Genomic DNA, 16,057 nt, shown 5'->3' with positions numbered 1-16,057 from the left:
ACTGAACAGCGCCAGCCGGCGAGGAGTTCAGCGCTTATCGTGAGGATTGGGATTCCATGTGCTGCCGAGAAGTATGGCCCCAGGACCAATCAAGCAAGCCCAATAACCATTTGTACTTGGATAGAAAAACGGCCCGAATGCACCGACCACAAGGAAAGACACACTTGCCCATAACCGCTTACGCGGCGTGAACCACTCGCGGAACGCTTCAAGCTTTTTACCAGCCATCACCACCTCCTTGTTTGAAAAGCAGCAAAGCATATCACCTACTTAAACGAATCACGCCAGCCTGCGCGGATCCCTTATGCCTGGTGTATAAGCACGCTGAACAGCCGCTACGGGATGCGCTCGATTTGTTCCACCTGACCGGGCGGCGCATCGCTGACACCGTGAAAATGGATGAGCGAGACATCCGCGACAACGGGGTGTCCGTAAAGCAAGGCAAGACGCATGCAGGAGAATTGAGATAACGGCTGAGCTGAAGGTTGTGATTGATCGAATCATGGCCAGGAAAGATGGGCCCGCTGCGGCGTTCTGCCGAACGAAATCCCCACCGCTGTATTCCGACCGAACTACCCACCTCTACCAACGCTCTATCGAAAGACTCCTGGACGTTTCCAGGTCAACCCGCAGGGAGCTGAATATGTCTGACGATCTGAACAACCGTGGCCCGCAAGACCGTGCTCGAGTAAATACCTCCGAAGCCTGGGAGCTGAAGCATTGGACGAAAGAGTTTGGCGTGACTGAGCAACAGCTCAAGGATGCAGTGAAGGCTGTTGGCCCAATGGTCGCCGACGTGCGTAAAAAACTCGGTAAATGAAAATGGTAACGCCCCGCCCTTTTTGCGGGGCTTTTTAGGCAAACCCAATTTCACCCACCATAACCCGTCTCGCCAATTAAAAGAGGAACCGCCCTGCACCCGCGTCTGATGCAAGCAAGCTGAACTGGTGGAGGCTTAAAAACTTGCCCTCCTTCAGCTCAACGTCACGAAGCGTTCCTTCAAGGTGAAATCCAAGTTTTTTCAAAAGCGCGCAGCTGGGCTCGTTATCGGGCTCTACGTCTGCGTGGATACGATGGAGTCCCATATTGCGCAAGCCGTACCGCACAACTGACGGCAGAGCTTCAGTCAAAAGGCCTTGTCGCCAGTGCTCTGGCATCAACCAATAGCCGATTTCAGCCTTGCGGTGCTTGTGGCACCAATCATTCAGGCCGCATGCTCCGATCATTGAGTCATCGGTATTCAGGGCGATAGCCCACCATATTCCTGTCTTCTGCACGACTATGTGCTCAAACCACCTCATCTGCTCATCGGTAGCAGCCAGGCTTGTATAGGAAACACCGTACTGCGCGACCACACGGGGATCCGACAGTCCTGCGTAAACAGAGGCAACATCCCCAGGGCGGACTTTTCTCAGTTTGATTCTCCTGAGCGAGAATTCTGGAAATTCTTCAGGCAATTTATGGCTCACTTTTTTCTGACGCGGCTCCATGCCGGTTTCCCGTAATACCCATATCACTACACCGTCTCGCTAATCAAAAGCGCTTTCTCCACAAACTCTCCATCAACCCTTGGGCAAAAGCACACATTGGGTGAGTACCATTGCATCCGCTGCGGGGTATCCGCCATTTCCAAATATGATGTTTAAAACCCAACTATCAGCATGCGGGCAAAACCCTACCTCTGCGCTCACAAGATCCATCCTTATTGAAAAAATAAAATAACCATACAGAACCGCAGCCTACGATGCGGTTCTTGCAATTAACCACATGCCCCTAAAGCCTCGAACAGCCATTTACTACCAGGTGAAGAACATCAAGCCTTTTATCAGACTTAGAACAAGTAGGACTAGGTTGGCTCTTTCGCTAATAGTGCTATTGGTGCTTGCCGGTTGCTCCGTGGCGCCGCTGCCTCCGCTGAACCCGGCGGCACCTGACGCATGGCGTAATTCACGCGCCTATACCGCGCCTGCACACCCGGAGTTCAAGCAGTGGTGGCATGCGTTCGGTGATCCCGAGCTGGACGCATTGGTGATTCGCGCCTTACAGAAAAACCTGGATGTTGCCGAGGCAACAGAGCGATTACGGGCAACACGAATACTCAGTCGACGCGCGCAGTCGCCCTACTTGCCCGCACTGGGAATAAAGACCACCGATGCCGTCAGCCCCGACACCAGCACCTCTTACTTGCTCCTGGGGCTCGACGCACAATGGGAACTCCCGTTGTTTGGGGCAAAACAGAGTGCCGATCGTCTTGCCCATGGCCATGAAGCGCTGATGACGGGCGACTTACGCACGGTACGCGTGTCATTGGTCGCAGAAGTGAGCAGTCGTTGGATTGAACTGCGCGCGGCGCAGCAGCTTGAAGCCACCTTGAGCGCCATTGAGCAAGTGCAACGTAAAAAGCTGGAATTATTGCTTGTTCGCGAGCACCTGAATCTCACCGCCTCGACTGAAATTGCAAAGGCTCGGGCCGAACTGGCGCGTTGCGCAATGGCGCTGAATGCACCACGACAAACCATAAACCGAAGCGCGCAACAGTTAGCGCTACTGGTCGGACAAAGCGAGCCGGATCCGCTGTGGCTGCAGCCCGGCCCCCCACCAAAACTGGGGCCTTGGCAACTGACCAGCTTACCGGCTGACCTGTTGCGAACGCGGCCTGAGATCAGTATTGCCGAAGCTCAGGTACTCATTGCAGCGGGCGAACTGGGTATGAGTCGGGCCGATATCTATCCGCGTATCAGTTTGGGTGCGTCATTGCAGTGGTCAGTCAATATTGCCAGCAACCGCAAACGAACGCGTAGTGGCGACAGCATCTTCTCGGCCGGACCCGGGATAAGTATCCCGTTGTTCGACTGGGGTCAGCGATTGGCCAATGCACAGGCCAAGGACCATCAACTGCAGGCCGCAGTCCTGGCCTATCAACAATCCGTATTACAGGGCGTCGCTGAAACCGAAACCGCGTTGGGAGACCTCGAACAGTTGCGTGTGTATGAACAGTCGTCCCTGCACGCGTTGACCGAATCTCAAGCTTACCTTGACGCGCTGGAGCAACGCGCCCGATTGGGTTTGCTGAGTGAACTGGACATCGACGATGCCCGGATTGAGAAGCTGAACGCCCAGCAACAGGTGGCTCGCGCCAACGCCGAGCGAGGTATCGCCTATATCACGTTGTACAAAGCATTAGGCGGTGCGCCATTGCCGGCAGATACCCTGAAGGACATTGACTGATGGTTGCCCTTGCGCGTCAAACGCTCCTCTACGAATGGCGCCGGTTCCTTCCCGCAATCATTGCGGTGGGTTTTGCCGGATTGCTGCAATTGCTCCAAGTGGGTCTGGTGACGGGAATCTTCAGTAGTGCCAGTGTTTATATCACCCGCTCCGCCGCCGATGTCTGGGTGGGATTCCCAGGCACTCAAAGCGTCAACCTGGGCCGAACGATAGACGCCGGCGTGGAGATGCGTCTGCGCATGGATCCCGACATCACCAGGGTTGAACAATTTCAATGGCTGGATGCCGATTGGCGAGGCGCACGCGATACCGGCGGTGTCTCGGTATTTGTCTCTGGTATTGAGGCTGGGCCACGTGGATTGATGTTTCAGCAACTACTGGCTACGCCGCTACGCGCACTTTTGAACGAGCCGGGAGCCGTCATCGTCGACCGCGCCGACCTGGTCACCCTGGGCGTCAATCTGGGGGACGTGGCCACCATTAACGGCCGTCGCGTACACGTCGTGGGCATCACCGGCGGCTTGCGGGCGTTGGGGGGTGTGAATGTGCTGACGTCGTTGTCCACCGCCCGGCTACTCGATACCGCCATCGCCAGTGACCGCACCACCTACCTGGTGGCCAAAGTGCGCGATCCGGCCCAGGCGGATGCGGTTGCCGGTCGTCTCGAAGGGGCGACGGCGTTCGGCAGCTACGCGGTCTGGACTGCAGAGCAATTTGCTCATCGCTCACAGATGTATTGGATTTTCGATACCGGGGCCGGGGCTGGGGTGTTGTTCATGGCCGCCATCGTATTTTTGGTCGGTGCGGTGATTACCAGCCAAACCCTGGTGGCCGCCGTGGCCGGTTCCATTCGTGAATACGCGACCTTGAACGCCCTTGGCGTCGGCGTGAACGCGCTGCGCAAAGTAGTGATGGAGCAGGCGTTCTGGGTCGGGGCGATCGGCCTGTTGGGCAGCAGCATCCTGGCTTGCGGACTGTTCGCCATCGCCTGGCATTTCAACGTTCCCGTGGAAATTTCACCCGCTGCGGTGGGGGCTTGCCTGCTGCTAAGCATGATTCTGGCGCTGGTATCCGGACTGGCAGCCATTCGAACCTTACGTCAAGCCGATCCGGCGAGTCTTCTGAGATAGGCCTTATGAAACCGTTAAGATCAGCAATTCCAGCCACACTTCAGGCAAGCAATATTCGCAAATCCTTTATAGCGGGTGGCGTGACTACGGCTGTGCTGCATGATGTCAATCTGGCGATAAGGCCAGGCGAGCTGACGTTGATCTCAGGACCGTCCGGCTGTGGCAAGAGTACGTTACTGGCAATTCTCAGCGGCTTGCAACGGCCGGAACAAGGCCGCGTTACCGCGCTGGGGCATGACCTTGGGAAACTCGATACCCATGAGCTGGAAAAATTTCGCCTGCAACACACGGGATTTATTTTCCAGGGTTTCAATCTGTTTCCTGCCTTGAATGCGCTGCAACAGGTCGAGCTGCCCCTGAGCTACCTCGGGCTCTCGGCCAGGGACGTCACCAGACGTGCTACCCAAGCCCTGGAAGACGTTGGCCTGGGGCCGCGCATGCACCTGCGTCCTTCCGAGTTGTCCGGCGGTGAAAAGCAGCGCGTCGCCATTGCGCGAGCCGTGGCAAAGGAACCTGAACTGCTGTTCGCCGACGAACCCACCAGCGCATTGGATGCGGCCAACGGCCAGATCATTATCGACATACTGCACAAGATTGCGCGCAATCGAGGCACAACGGTGTTGTGCGTAAGCCATGACCCACGACTGATAAATCATAGCGACCGTGTCTTGACCATTGAAGACGGTCGAATCCTGGCTGACCACGCCTCTTTCTCCCACGCAATCAACATCGCCAGTAAAAAGGAACATGTGTTATGAATCCGGGTTCGTTTCGGCCATTGCTGGCACTGGTTCTCGCCCTGGGTCTTACCGGCTGCGGTATGGAAGACACCTCTTCAGGCGCAGTGCCTGCCGCCCCTCCCTACCTGGCCATCGCGCGCGGCCGTCTCGATGTTGAAGGCGGGGTCTTGAAGCTTGGCACGCAGCGAGAGGGAGTCGTGAAAAAAATCGGGGTAAGCGAGGGCGATCAGGTACGTAAAGGCCAATTGCTAGCCTCCCTGGACAGCGAACTTGCGCAACTGGCCGTCAGTGCGGCGCAGGCCGAGCAACAACAACTCGAGGTTCGCGCCAAGCAATTGGCCAGACACTTCAAGGCCGCTGACCTAAAGGCCAAACGGTTGACGACCGCTGCAAGCGTCGGCGCCGGCGATCAACAGAGTGCTGACGATGCGCGTGAAGCTGCGCAGCAGTTGCACGATCGAATTGAAGATAATGACGCGGACGCAGCCGTCACCAGGAGAAAACTGGCCAGTGCGCGCTATGAACTGGAACAGCGCAATATTGTTTCACCCGCGGATGCGCAGATTGTTCGTAGTTTTGTTCAACTGGGCGCGTCCCTCTCCGCGTCATCAGGACCCGCATTCATATTATTGCCCACTACAGAGCGCATCATACGGGCCGAGTTGAACGAGTCATTTATCGGCATCGTTGTCCCGGGTATGAAGGCACAAGTCACCGATGATACCGGCAGCGGACTACCGGCCATATCTGCCCATGTACTGCGTGTCAGCCCTGTGTTTGGTAATAGCACGCTTGAGGACGATCCGCAGACACGCGGTAATCTGCGTACCGTCGAATGCATATTGGTGCTCGATCAGGCGGTGCCCGCTTCCGTACGTATAGGACAAAGGATGTTGGTACATTTTGGCGTTGATCGCAGCCAGCGCAAACGCTTCCATAGCCCTTTTCCCGCTGATGCGGAATAACGCACTCGCTTCTGACTTTACTGCGGCGTGTCGCTTGTGCGCCAACGCCGCTGCGCAGGCTTCCCAACATTGAGCGCCTACATCCAGCTGGAGGTCCATATCACACGGCCCATGATGTCAATATCATTGACCTGAGCCTTTGTTACGAGCACATCGCGGTATGCCTTGTTTTCATTAATGATGCATGCCGAACCGTCCGAAAGTCGCTGCAGCCGCTTGGCATACAACTGGTCGTTCAAACGAATCACATAGAGGGCATCGGCATCGAGCTGGTTGCGTTCCAGGTCAATCATTACGATATCGCCCGCATTCAATATTCCAGCCATCGAATCACCCATTACTGGAATCGCTAGAAGCTGCTGCGGGCACAGTTTCTGTTTGTGCAATGAGTCAGCGGGGAACACCAGGTGGGTGAGAACGTTTGCGCTGAGATTTCCTGGACCCTTACGGCCATGCAAAACAGGTTCGTAAAGTGGAATATAGACGTAGGCGTCGTTATCCCCACTGCCTGCTCCATTTTGATCGGGCTGACTCTCCTTACAGCGCCCACCCGCCAACCAATCAAGTGATACGTTGGCGACGACAGCCATTTTCCAGGCCCTTTCAATATTAGGTACGACCCGTCCTTTTAGATAACTGTATAGCGAACTGTTAGCGAATCCGCATTTATTTGAAAATGCGTGGGGTGTTTCACCGCCCAGCGCTTTTTTCAAGCGTGCGCTGAACCCGCCAAACTCTTTGACAGCGCCGTCGCCAGGAGGAATGCTCAAACGTTGTGAGTTGTGATTCAGGGATACTGTACTGCTTGATTGCTGGATAACGTGCGGGTCTCCCTTCCCCGCCAACCAATCAAGCGAGACATTGGCCGTGACGGCCATTTTCCAGGCTTTTTCCAGACTCGGGACAGATTCACCACTCAAGTATTTGCGCAACAAGGGTTCGGAAACACCACTTTTCTTCGCGAATGAATAGATTGTTGCATCGCCAATCGCCTGTCTAAGCCGCTGATTAAAACCATCAAATTTCATTATATCGACCTGTGCCAACTTGCCTCTGCGCACCCTGACTCAACCATTATTGTGAACACCCAGATCGATTCAGCGCCAGGTTTTCAGGGGCTCTTTATATATAACGCATGCTCCATGAACAATGCCAAGACCGTGTGGAGAAACGATGGAGTTTTGATGGAGATTGAACCACGCTACTGTTTTCGGATACTCCGAACATCATTACCGCCCGCCACGTTAGTTTCAAAATCCACACTACCTACACATAACGTCGAATGAATCCCGACTCTTTTAGTTGAACATTCCATTCGAGCGCCACGGCCTTGAGCCTGGCAATATTTTTAATGAGGTTATTCAGGTATGTCTTTCAGATCCGGGCGACCGTGTCCCTTATGGATCGGGCTTTTTATGTTCGCCTTAACCGGGTGTCACCCCGAGGGGCAAGTCGCCGACGACGTGCCTATCCCACAGGTTTCCGTAATGCCCCTTGAACCCGCTTCCATAAAAGTCAGCGAGGTACTGCCTGGCCGTGTTTCGGCAGTTCGCACTGCCGACATTCGCGCGCAGATCAGCGGCATCGTGCACAAGCGTCTATTTGATCAGGGCGTTGAAGTGACTGCCGGCACGGCCTTGTTTCAGATTAACCCGGCCCCCTTCAAAGCCGAAGTCGATAGCGCCGCAGCGCTGGTGCTCAAAGCGCAGGCCGCATTGAAACGCGCACGTATCCAGGCCGAACGGCTTTCGCCTTTGATGCACGCCGAGGCAGTCAGCCGCCAAACCTACGACGATGCCATATCACTGCGCGATCAGGCCGAGGCGGATGTTGCCCAGTCCAAGGCAACCCTGGCTCGACGCCGGCTGGACCTGAGGTTCGCGACAGTCGACGCGCCGATTGCCGGACGCATTGACCAGACCCTGGTGAGCGAAGGCGCGCTTGTATCATCAACTGACAGCGCACCGATGGCGAGAATCCAGCAGATTGACCAAGTGTATGTCGATGTTCGTCAAACCGCATCGACACTGCGCTCGCTGCGTGAATCACTCAGCGCCCAGGACGGTCAACGCGCGCCTGGCTTGCCCGTAGAGATTCTCGACAGTTCCGGCAACCCCACCGGCCTCAACGGCAGCATCCTGTTCTCCGGGATCAACGTAGATGCGGGTACCGGAGACGTGTTGCTCCGCATACTGGTCGACAACCCCCACCGTCAGCTGCTGCCAGGCCTGTTTGTACAAGCGCGGGTGCCACTGGCCGATTATCCGCAGGCGCTGAGCGTACCGCAGCAAGCCGTACTGCGTAGCGGCGGCCAGGCACGCGTGTGGGTGATAGATGCCAAGGAGCAGGCACACGCTGTCGCAATCGAACTGGGGGAACTGGTCGATCGCCGCTACCGCGTCGTGTCCGGGCTCAGCGCTGGACAGCTTGTTGTCATCGAGGGTCTGGAGCGCCTGACCGAAAACGCGCAAGTCAGCGCCGCCTCCTGGCAGGCGAATGCCGCTGCGCTCCCACTCAACGCCACTGCGCGTTAGGCAGAGAACCCCGTGATGTCTCAGTTTTTCATCAATCGCCCGGTGTTCGCCTGGGTGATCGCGTTGTTCATTGTATTGTTCGGCCTTATTGCCATTCCGCAACTGCCGATCGCGCGTTACCCCTCGGTAGCGCCTCCGTCAGTCAGCCTGACGGCCAGTTATCCGGGGGCTTCGCCGCAAACGCTTAACGACTCGGTCGTCAGCCTGATTGAACGTGAGCTATCAGGCGTGAAGAATCTGCTGTACTTCGAATCCGCCGTCGACGCATCGGGCACCGCGCAGATCAGCGCCACTTTTGTGCCTGGCACCAACCCCGAAATGGCCCAGATCGATGTACAAAATCGCGTCAAGGCGGTGGAAACACGCCTGCCGCAGGTGGTGCGTCAGAACGGCATGCAGGTCGAGTCGGCGGCGTCGGGTTTCCTGATGATGATCGGCATGACATCGCCCGACTTGCGCTTCGGTGAACTCGCGCTCAACGATTACCTGGCGCGCAACGTGGTGCAGGAGCTGAGACGGATCAAAGGCGTGGGTCGCGTGCAGTTATTCGGCGCTGAGCAGGCCATGCGTATCTGGGTGGAGCCCGCCAAGCTGACGGCGTTCGGCTTGACCATGAGTGATGTGGCCCAGGCAGTCGAGCAGCAGAATGCGCAGATCGCCCCGGGTCGATTGGGTGACGAACCCACACTGCCCGGCCAGCGCCTGACGATCCCGTTGACCGTGCAAGGGCAGCTATCAACCCCCGAGCAGTTTGCGGCTATCGTACTGCGCGCCAATGTGGACGGTTCAAAAGTGCTGATTGGCGACGTAGCGCGTGTCGAGCTCGGTGCGCAATCCTACGCATTCTCCAATCGAGAAAACGGCAAGGTCGCGACCAGCGCCGCCATTCAGCTCGCGCCAGGCGCAAACGCCGTGCGCACCGCCCAGGCGGTGCGCGACAGATTGGCCGAGCTGGCACCCAGCATGCCGACAGGCATGTCGTACTCCATCCCCTTCGACACAGCACCCTTCGTCAAGGTCTCTATCGAGAAGGTCGTGTATACCTTGCTCGAAGCCATGGTCCTGGTGTTTCTGGTGATGTACCTGTTCCTGCAAAAAGTACGTTACACGTTGATCCCCGCCATCGTTGCACCCATCGCCCTGCTCGGCACCTTCGCCGTGATGTTGCTGGCGGGGTTCTCGATCAACGCATTGACGATGTTTGGCATGGTGCTGGCCATTGGCATCATTGTCGATGATGCCATCGTCGTGGTGGAAAACGTGGAGCGCCTGATGGCTACCCAGGGGTTATCGCCAAGAGCGGCGACGTCCCAGGCCATGAAGGAAATCAGCGGTGCGGTGATCGGGATCACCCTGGTGCTCACGGCCGTGTTCATACCCATGGCATTCGGCACCGGGTCCGTCGGCGTCATCTACCAGCAATTCACCCTGTCCATGGTGGTATCGATCCTGTTCTCGGCGCTGCTGGCGTTGACCCTGACGCCCGCGCTTTGCGCAACGCTGCTGCGCCCGGTCACGCCTGGTCATTACGACAAGCGCGGCTTTTTCGGTGCGTTCAACCGAGCCTTCGAGCGACTCACTGGCCGCTACAGCGAGCGCGTTGGCCAAATGGTCGGGCGCAGCGGCAGGATGATGCTGATTTTTGCGGCGATATGCGCCGTGTTGACCGTTGCCATGGCGCAGTTGCCCTCCTCGTTTCTGCCTGAGGAAGATCAGGGTTATTTCATGACATCGATCCAGTTGCCAACCGGCGCAACCAGCGAGCGCACATTGGATGTGGTCAAGGCGTTCGAAGCCCATGTGGCGTCACGTCCGGCGCTTGCCGCCAACCTGGTGGTACAGGGCTTCAGCTTCGCAGGTTCCGGCCCCAACACGGCCATGGCGTTCACCATGCTCAAGGACTGGAATCAACGCAATGGTGCGACAGCCAGCAATGAGGCCGCGCTGGCCCAGAGCGCGATGACCGACAGTGTCGAAGGCACCACGATGAGCCTGATGCCGCCTCCGATAGATGACCTGGGGACGTCGTCCGGCTACACCTTTTTTCTACAGGACCGGGCAAATCGTGGAGAGCACGCGCTCCTGGAGGCCCAGGCGCAACTGCTGAAACTGGCCGCGCAGGACAAGCTCGTCAGCGGCGTTTACGCCGATGGCCTGCCACCTGGCGAGAGCGTCCGGCTGGAGATCGATCGGCAGAAGGCCGAATCAATGGGCCTGTCGTTCGCCGCCGTGAACAGCACGTTGTCTTCGGCCATGGGCTCACTCTACGTCAACGACTTTCCCAACGCAGGACGCCTGCAATCCGTCATTTTGCAAGCCGATGCCGCTGCGCGTATGCAATTGGAAGACGTACTGAGCCTGCGTGTACGCAACTCGACAAATGGCATGGTGCCGTTGCGCGAAGTGGTGACGCCGGTGTGGACCGAGTCGCCCCAGCAAATGATGCGCTTCCAGGGTTTCCCGGCGGTGCGCATTACCGGTGGCGCTGCCGAAGGTGTCTCAAGCGGAGCGGCAATGGCGCAAATGGAGCGCCTGGTCGCGCAGTTGCCCCAGGGCTTCGCTGTGGCGTGGACAGGCCAATCGCTACAGGAAAAACAGTCGGCAGCGCAGGCGCCCTTGTTGATGTTGTTGTCAGCGCTGGTGGTTTTCCTGGTGCTCGCGGCATTGTACGAAAGCTGGTCGATTCCTCTTTCAGTGGTGCTGGTGGTGCCATTGGGCCTGCTCGGGGCAGTCGCCGCAGTGATGCTGCGAGGCTTGCCCAACGATGTATTTTTCAAGGTCGGGATGATCACCATCATCGGTTTGTCGGCGAAAAATGCCATCTTGATCGTAGAGTTCGCGCGCCAGTTGCATGCTGAAGGCCGAACGTTGATCGACGCGGCAGTCACCGCCTCTCGGCTACGCCTGCGCCCGATTCTGATGACGTCCATGGCCTTCACTCTCGGCGTTGTCCCCCTGATGCTCGCCTCGGGCGCCAGCGCGGAAACCCAGCATGCGATCGGCACTGGCGTATTCGGCGGGATGCTCAGTGGCACCTTGCTGGCGGTGTTCTTTGTGCCCGCGTTCTTCGTCTTCGTAATCGGCAGCCAGGAACGCTTGCAGGCATGGCGTGCACGCCGCTCCAAGAGCACCTCAACCATGACCCCGGAAAATTAAACATGCGCCTGTTGGTTTGCTTGTCCCTGGCCGGCTGCCTGTCCGCCTGTGTGCTGACGCCCAAGCTGGATAGTCCGGCGCTGCCCGTTCCTTCGCACTTTCCACTGCAGGAAGGGGCCGCGATGAACTCAGGCGCTTCGTTGGCGGCTGCAGCCCTGGGCTGGCGAACAATGTTCGGCGATCTGCGTTTGCAGCGGTTGATTGACCTGGCGCTGCAGAACAACCGTGATCTGCGTCTGGCTACGCTGAATGTCGAAGCCGCCCGAGCAATGTCACAGATTCAAATCGCCGGACGTTTTCCTTCCGTGTCCGCCGATGCAAGCGCCACGCGCGAGCGGGCCGCAGGCGTGAGCGGCCAGGGCAGCGAAAATCGCCAAGTCACTCAGCAGGTGGGTGTGAACGTGGGCATCAATGCGTTCGAGCTGGATCTGTTCGGACGTGTACGGGCACTTTCCGATGCCGCGCTGGCACGCTACTTCGCCAGTGAAAATGGCCGTGAAGCCGCTCGGATCATCCTGGTGAGTGCCGTTGCCGAGACGTATTTCGCGCAGCAACTGGCCCGTGAGCAGTGCCAATTGGCCGAGCGCACACTCGCGGATTGGCGAGTGTCCCTGGAACTGGCTCGCCTGATGAAGACGTCGATGCAGAGCAGTGAGTTGGACGTCGCCCAGGCCGAAAACCAGGTAGCACTGGCCGAAGCCGACCTGCAGGCACGTCAGCGTACGCTTGCCAAGGCCGGCAACGCCCTGCAATTGATTGTCGGCAGCGAGCTGCCCAACGATCTGCCTTCGGCACTGCCGCTGGAACGGCAACCCGTCATCGCACGACTGCCCGCCGAACTGCGGGCTGACGTGCTCTTGACGCGTCCCGATGTGCGCCAGGCCGAACAACACCTTATCGCCAGCAACGCCAACATCGGCGCCGCGCGTGCGGCGTTCTTTCCGCGAATTTCACTGACCGCCTCTTTTGGTTATGCCAGCTCATCAATCGGGGACTTGTTCGACCCCTCGCGGCAGGTCTGGAGATTCGTGCCTCAAGTGACCCAACCGCTGTTCCAGGCCGGGCAGCTACGCGCCGAACTGGACCTGGCCAAGGTCCGTAAATCCGAAGCCATTGCCCTCTATGAGCGCACCCTCCAGACGGCTTTTCGGGAGGTCGCGGACGCCTTGGCCGGTACGGAGACATTCGATAGACAAATCGAAGCGCAACTACGTGCCGTAAAGACCGCGGAACGCCGCCTTGGGCTGTCAAACCTGCGCTATCAGGCGGGGCTGGATGGCAGGCTGGAGCTGCTGGACGCACAGCGTCTGCTCTACGCCGCACGCCAGGCGTTGTTGGAGTTGCGACGTGACGATATCGTCAACACGGTCGCGCTGTACAAGTCTCTGGGAGGTGGTTTGCAGGAACGCAAGGAGGCGTTGACGCTAAACGTCAACGCCTGCCCGGACTGCACCAGCCCTCAATGACGACTCAGAACGTCGCCCACACAATGAACTGCATGTAGGTGTTGGTTGAGGCGTCGCCGCTCTGCCGGCCACCGTTGCCCAGCCACTTCTCCGGTTTGTAGAAGCCAATCAGCGGCGACAGCGTGATGTTCTCCGTGACCGCCCAATCGACAAAAAAATCGACCTCCTGCGCAGCGAAGTCCAACTCATGGCGACGGGACAGCTGGTGATAGTTGAACGCCATCGCATTAAGGGTCAACTTCTCGGTCGGCTTGACCGAGAGGAGCACGTCGTGGATCTCCATATTCGAGGTCACGGAGCCCGCATAATTAAGCCCGATTTCTCCCTGCAGGCGCTTGCGATAACCGCCCTGGAACAGGAAGTCCCAGCCTTCGGAATAGCGCGAATAACGATAGCTGACGGTCGGTTGCCAGGGCTTGTCGACGAAGGTGTAACCCGCGTCGAAGAACATCGCCCGCTGCGAGCCCGAACGCTTTTCCTGACGGGCGACTTCGAACGCAAAATCGGCGTTCTCGATCCCGGCATTGCCCTGCCCACGAATGCTGTAGACGTTCATGCCCTTGCGCTCAGCCCGATCTGCGAAGGCGTATTTCTCTTCCACATCCAGGCCGTGCACGTAGGTCGAACCGATAGAACCAATGGGTGTGGTGTAATCGATGGTCCCCACTGCCAGTTCGGTCTTGGACTGCCCGGGGTTATCGGACTTCAACCAGATCACGCTGCCGTGCAACCCTTCCTTGCCGCCCAGCTTGAGTACCGCTGTGTTGCCGAACGCCAGGCGTTGGCCCAGGTAAAAGGCGCCACCCCGATCGAACCGGCCATCACGCACGCCCTCGATGGGGCTGAACGCGTTACCTGCGTCGAATCCATCGTCGGTGATCAGAAAGCCGTCCACCGTGACAATCTGGCGTCCGAAAGAGAAATCCACGCCATCCTTGCCGAGGGCGGGTAGCAGGTCGCCCGATCGCCAGCCCAGGAACGCGTCTTCCACAGCGGTGCGTCGCTCGTCGCCCGCCGTGGTCGCCCCCATGTCTCCGTCACCCCATGACCCACTGCTCAGCAGGCTGAAGCCACCATAGACCGAGCCGGCGAAGAGCTTGTCCGTGGAACCATTGAGTCCGTATTTGACGTAGCCCTCTTGCCAGTGCATGCCGCCGGGTTGTTTGTCTGGATCGCCCAGGTAGTTATGGGTGCCGCCGAACCAGCCAAATGCAGCACCCAGGTCGGCATTCAAGACGGTTCCACCGCCCTCTTCGTTGTAAAGCGTGTAGGCCTGTGCCTGCCAGCCGACTGCACAGAGTGCAACCAGCGACAGCATTGGCGCGTAAGGGCGCATGCGCATGACGTCTCTCCTGTTTTTATTGTTGTGAGGCGAGGTAGGAGTGTTACGGCTTGGCGCAGGCACGCGGTAACCCAAATCAGCACCCTGCGAGGGATTAGTCGTCCTCCCCTCGTCGTGCGAGGTCTGGAACGGTGCAGGCACGCCCTCAAAGCCCTCAATCGTTGCCGTTTTGGGCTATGTCCTGTGGAGGCGAGCGCCCTATGCTGGGCCCATAAGAACCATAAAAAATCGAGGCACCCGTCATGACCCCTTCGTCACGCTTCCCGTTTTTCCGTCAGGGGCTCTGTCTTCTGACCCTCATCGCCTGCAGTGCCTTACCGCCTGCTGCCAGTGCTCACCACTCTTTCGCGCTGTTCGACCAGACCCAGACGCTCACGATCAAGGGCGTGGTCGAGCGCTTCGCCTGGACCAACCCGCACATCACGATCTACGTCGATGCTCCCGGCCCGCCGGCCCAGCGCTTCAAGATCGAGACGGGCAGTGTCAACGCGCTCAAGCGCACGGGCTGGACAGCCGACTCGATCAAGGCTGGCGATAACGCCGAAGTCTCCTTCAAACCGTTGAAGAACGGTGAACCCGGCGGGCTGCTGGTGGAGATCAAGATCGGTGACGTGGTGCTCTCGGGTGGCGGCTGAACGCGACCTCTCCCGAATGCAGCAATAACAGAACTGGGCAAACCAGCAACGTGGAGACATTTCAATGAAATCAGCACTCACTTCCCGCACAGCGATGATTTTCCTCGGGGTGGTGCTCGTCACCTTCACCGGGATGAGCAGCGCCGCGACAGCGTCGAAACCCCAAACCGACAAGCACAGCGTGGCCACGCGGCCAGACATCAGCGGTACCTGGGAAAGAACCCCGGATGACTGGTTCGGCGAGAACCCGGACGACCCCGTGCATCCCGGTGGCCCAATGGACCTCAAGGCGCCCTACGCCGCCGAGTACGTTGAGCTCAAGAAAAAACAGGCGGTGGCCAACGAAGCCGGGACGCCGATTGCCACCACCAGTTCCAAGTGTCTGCCTGAAGGCATGCCGACCATGATGGCAGCCCTCTTCCCGATCCAGATCGTTCACGACGACAAGCAAGTGATCGTCCTCGGCGAGTACCTGCAGCAAGTGCGGCGGATTCTGTTGAACCAGGCCATGCCGCCAATAGAAAAGCTCGACCCGCTGTATCAAGGTCATTCACGTGGCCACTGGGAAGGCGACACGCTGGTGGTCGAGACCCAGCGCGTGCGCACCGATGTACTTTTCTACGACGTGCCCCACGGGCCGGCGATGAAGATCACTGAACGCATCCGGCTGCGCGGCCCCGATCACCTGGAAAACCAGGTCCTGATCGAAGACCCGCAGGTACTCAATACCCCGTACCGCTTCACGTTTGAGTACAAGCGCTCCAACTACGCCATCCAGGAGTACGTGTGCGAGAACAACCAGATCGTGATCGACAGCGAGGGCAAGGCATCCCTGAGCCTTGAGTGAAACCACCCCACCCT

General features: G+C 58.3%; 14 protein-coding genes. 10 read left to right on the top strand and 4 right to left on the bottom strand.

Translation table 11 applies throughout. From position 1 onward, the window contains the following. Window positions 1-27 precede the first annotated feature (27 nt). Window positions 28-228 (bottom strand): hypothetical protein, encoded by a 201-nt coding sequence (locus BFP89_RS28485; protein WP_141689080.1) that lies wholly within the window; start codon window positions 226-228, stop codon window positions 28-30. A 415-nt stretch (window positions 229-643) separates the two neighbouring features. Between BFP89_RS28485 and BFP89_RS11660 the strand changes: the two genes are divergently transcribed. After that, complete coding sequence (locus BFP89_RS11660; RefSeq protein WP_065885692.1) at window positions 644-820, top strand: DUF3606 domain-containing protein; 177 nt, start codon at window positions 644-646, stop codon at window positions 818-820. A gap of 76 nt (window positions 821-896) precedes the next feature. Here the strand turns inward: BFP89_RS11660 and BFP89_RS11655 are convergent, their stop codons facing one another. Next, the gene (locus BFP89_RS11655) at window positions 897-1,490 is read right to left on the bottom strand and encodes a GNAT family N-acetyltransferase (protein WP_065885657.1); all 594 of its coding nucleotides are present in this window, start codon (window positions 1,488-1,490) and stop codon (window positions 897-899) included. A gap of 277 nt (window positions 1,491-1,767) precedes the next feature. Here BFP89_RS11655 and BFP89_RS11650 point away from each other — a divergent pair, with 277 nt between their 5' ends. From BFP89_RS11650 to BFP89_RS11635, 4 genes are all read left to right on the top strand, one after another. Further along, on the top strand, window positions 1,768-3,228 hold the full coding sequence (locus BFP89_RS11650; RefSeq protein ID WP_065885656.1) for an efflux transporter outer membrane subunit: 1,461 nt from the start codon (window positions 1,768-1,770) through the stop codon (window positions 3,226-3,228). Further along, window positions 3,228-4,358 (top strand): ABC transporter permease, encoded by a 1,131-nt coding sequence (locus BFP89_RS11645; RefSeq protein ID WP_065885655.1) that lies wholly within the window; start codon window positions 3,228-3,230, stop codon window positions 4,356-4,358. The genes BFP89_RS11650 and BFP89_RS11645 overlap by 1 nt, the downstream gene beginning before the upstream one ends. 80 nt (window positions 4,359-4,438) lie before the next feature. Continuing rightward, window positions 4,439-5,116, top strand: coding sequence for an ABC transporter ATP-binding protein (locus BFP89_RS11640; protein ID WP_256097347.1), 678 nt, complete (start codon window positions 4,439-4,441; stop codon window positions 5,114-5,116). After that, window positions 5,113-6,063 (top strand): HlyD family secretion protein, encoded by a 951-nt coding sequence (locus BFP89_RS11635; RefSeq protein WP_065885653.1) that lies wholly within the window; start codon window positions 5,113-5,115, stop codon window positions 6,061-6,063. The genes BFP89_RS11640 and BFP89_RS11635 overlap by 4 nt, the downstream gene beginning before the upstream one ends. Before the next feature lie 77 nt (window positions 6,064-6,140). Here the strand turns inward: BFP89_RS11635 and BFP89_RS27410 are convergent, their stop codons facing one another. Next, on the bottom strand, window positions 6,141-7,091 hold the full coding sequence (locus tag BFP89_RS27410; protein ID WP_141689079.1) for a helix-turn-helix domain-containing protein: 951 nt from the start codon (window positions 7,089-7,091) through the stop codon (window positions 6,141-6,143). A 459-nt stretch (window positions 7,092-7,550) separates the two neighbouring features. Between BFP89_RS27410 and BFP89_RS11625 the strand changes: the two genes are divergently transcribed. Genes BFP89_RS11625 through BFP89_RS11615 form a run of 3 tightly spaced genes read left to right on the top strand, consistent with a single transcriptional unit; the run spans window position 7,551 to window position 13,219 of the window. After that, window positions 7,551-8,597, top strand: a complete 1,047-nt coding sequence (locus BFP89_RS11625) for an efflux RND transporter periplasmic adaptor subunit (protein WP_256097346.1) — start codon at window positions 7,551-7,553, stop codon at window positions 8,595-8,597. 15 nt (window positions 8,598-8,612) lie between these two features. Then, complete coding sequence (locus BFP89_RS11620) at window positions 8,613-11,753, top strand: multidrug efflux RND transporter permease subunit (RefSeq protein ID WP_065885650.1); 3,141 nt, start codon at window positions 8,613-8,615, stop codon at window positions 11,751-11,753. Window positions 11,754-11,755: 2 nt separating this feature from the next. Then, window positions 11,756-13,219: an efflux transporter outer membrane subunit gene (locus BFP89_RS11615; protein ID WP_065885649.1), complete on the top strand. Its 1,464-nt coding sequence runs from the start codon at window positions 11,756-11,758 to the stop codon at window positions 13,217-13,219. A 4-nt stretch (window positions 13,220-13,223) separates the two neighbouring features. Here BFP89_RS11615 and BFP89_RS11610 read toward each other — a convergent pair whose 3' ends face one another. Continuing rightward, the gene (locus BFP89_RS11610) at window positions 13,224-14,561 is read right to left on the bottom strand and encodes a hypothetical protein (RefSeq protein WP_065885648.1); all 1,338 of its coding nucleotides are present in this window, start codon (window positions 14,559-14,561) and stop codon (window positions 13,224-13,226) included. Window positions 14,562-14,803: 242 nt separating this feature from the next. Here BFP89_RS11610 and BFP89_RS11605 point away from each other — a divergent pair, with 242 nt between their 5' ends. Together BFP89_RS11605 and BFP89_RS11600 are read left to right on the top strand one after the other, a co-directional pair. Next, window positions 14,804-15,196 carry a DUF6152 family protein gene (locus tag BFP89_RS11605; RefSeq protein ID WP_065885647.1) on the top strand — a complete coding sequence of 131 codons (393 nt, stop codon included), beginning with the start codon at window positions 14,804-14,806 and terminating at the stop codon, window positions 15,194-15,196. Window positions 15,197-15,260: 64 nt separating this feature from the next. Then, a complete protein-coding gene (locus BFP89_RS11600) occupies window positions 15,261-16,043 on the top strand; it encodes a hypothetical protein (RefSeq protein ID WP_065885646.1) in 783 nt (260 codons plus the stop codon). Window positions 16,044-16,057 lie beyond the last annotated feature (14 nt).

The organism is Pseudomonas sp. 31 R 17 (genome assembly GCF_900004915.1).
GTDB lineage: Bacteria > Pseudomonadota > Gammaproteobacteria > Pseudomonadales > Pseudomonadaceae > Aquipseudomonas > Aquipseudomonas orientalis_A.
The sequence above is the reverse complement of the archived record's forward strand: the minus strand, read 5'-3'. Positions and strand labels throughout refer to the sequence as shown.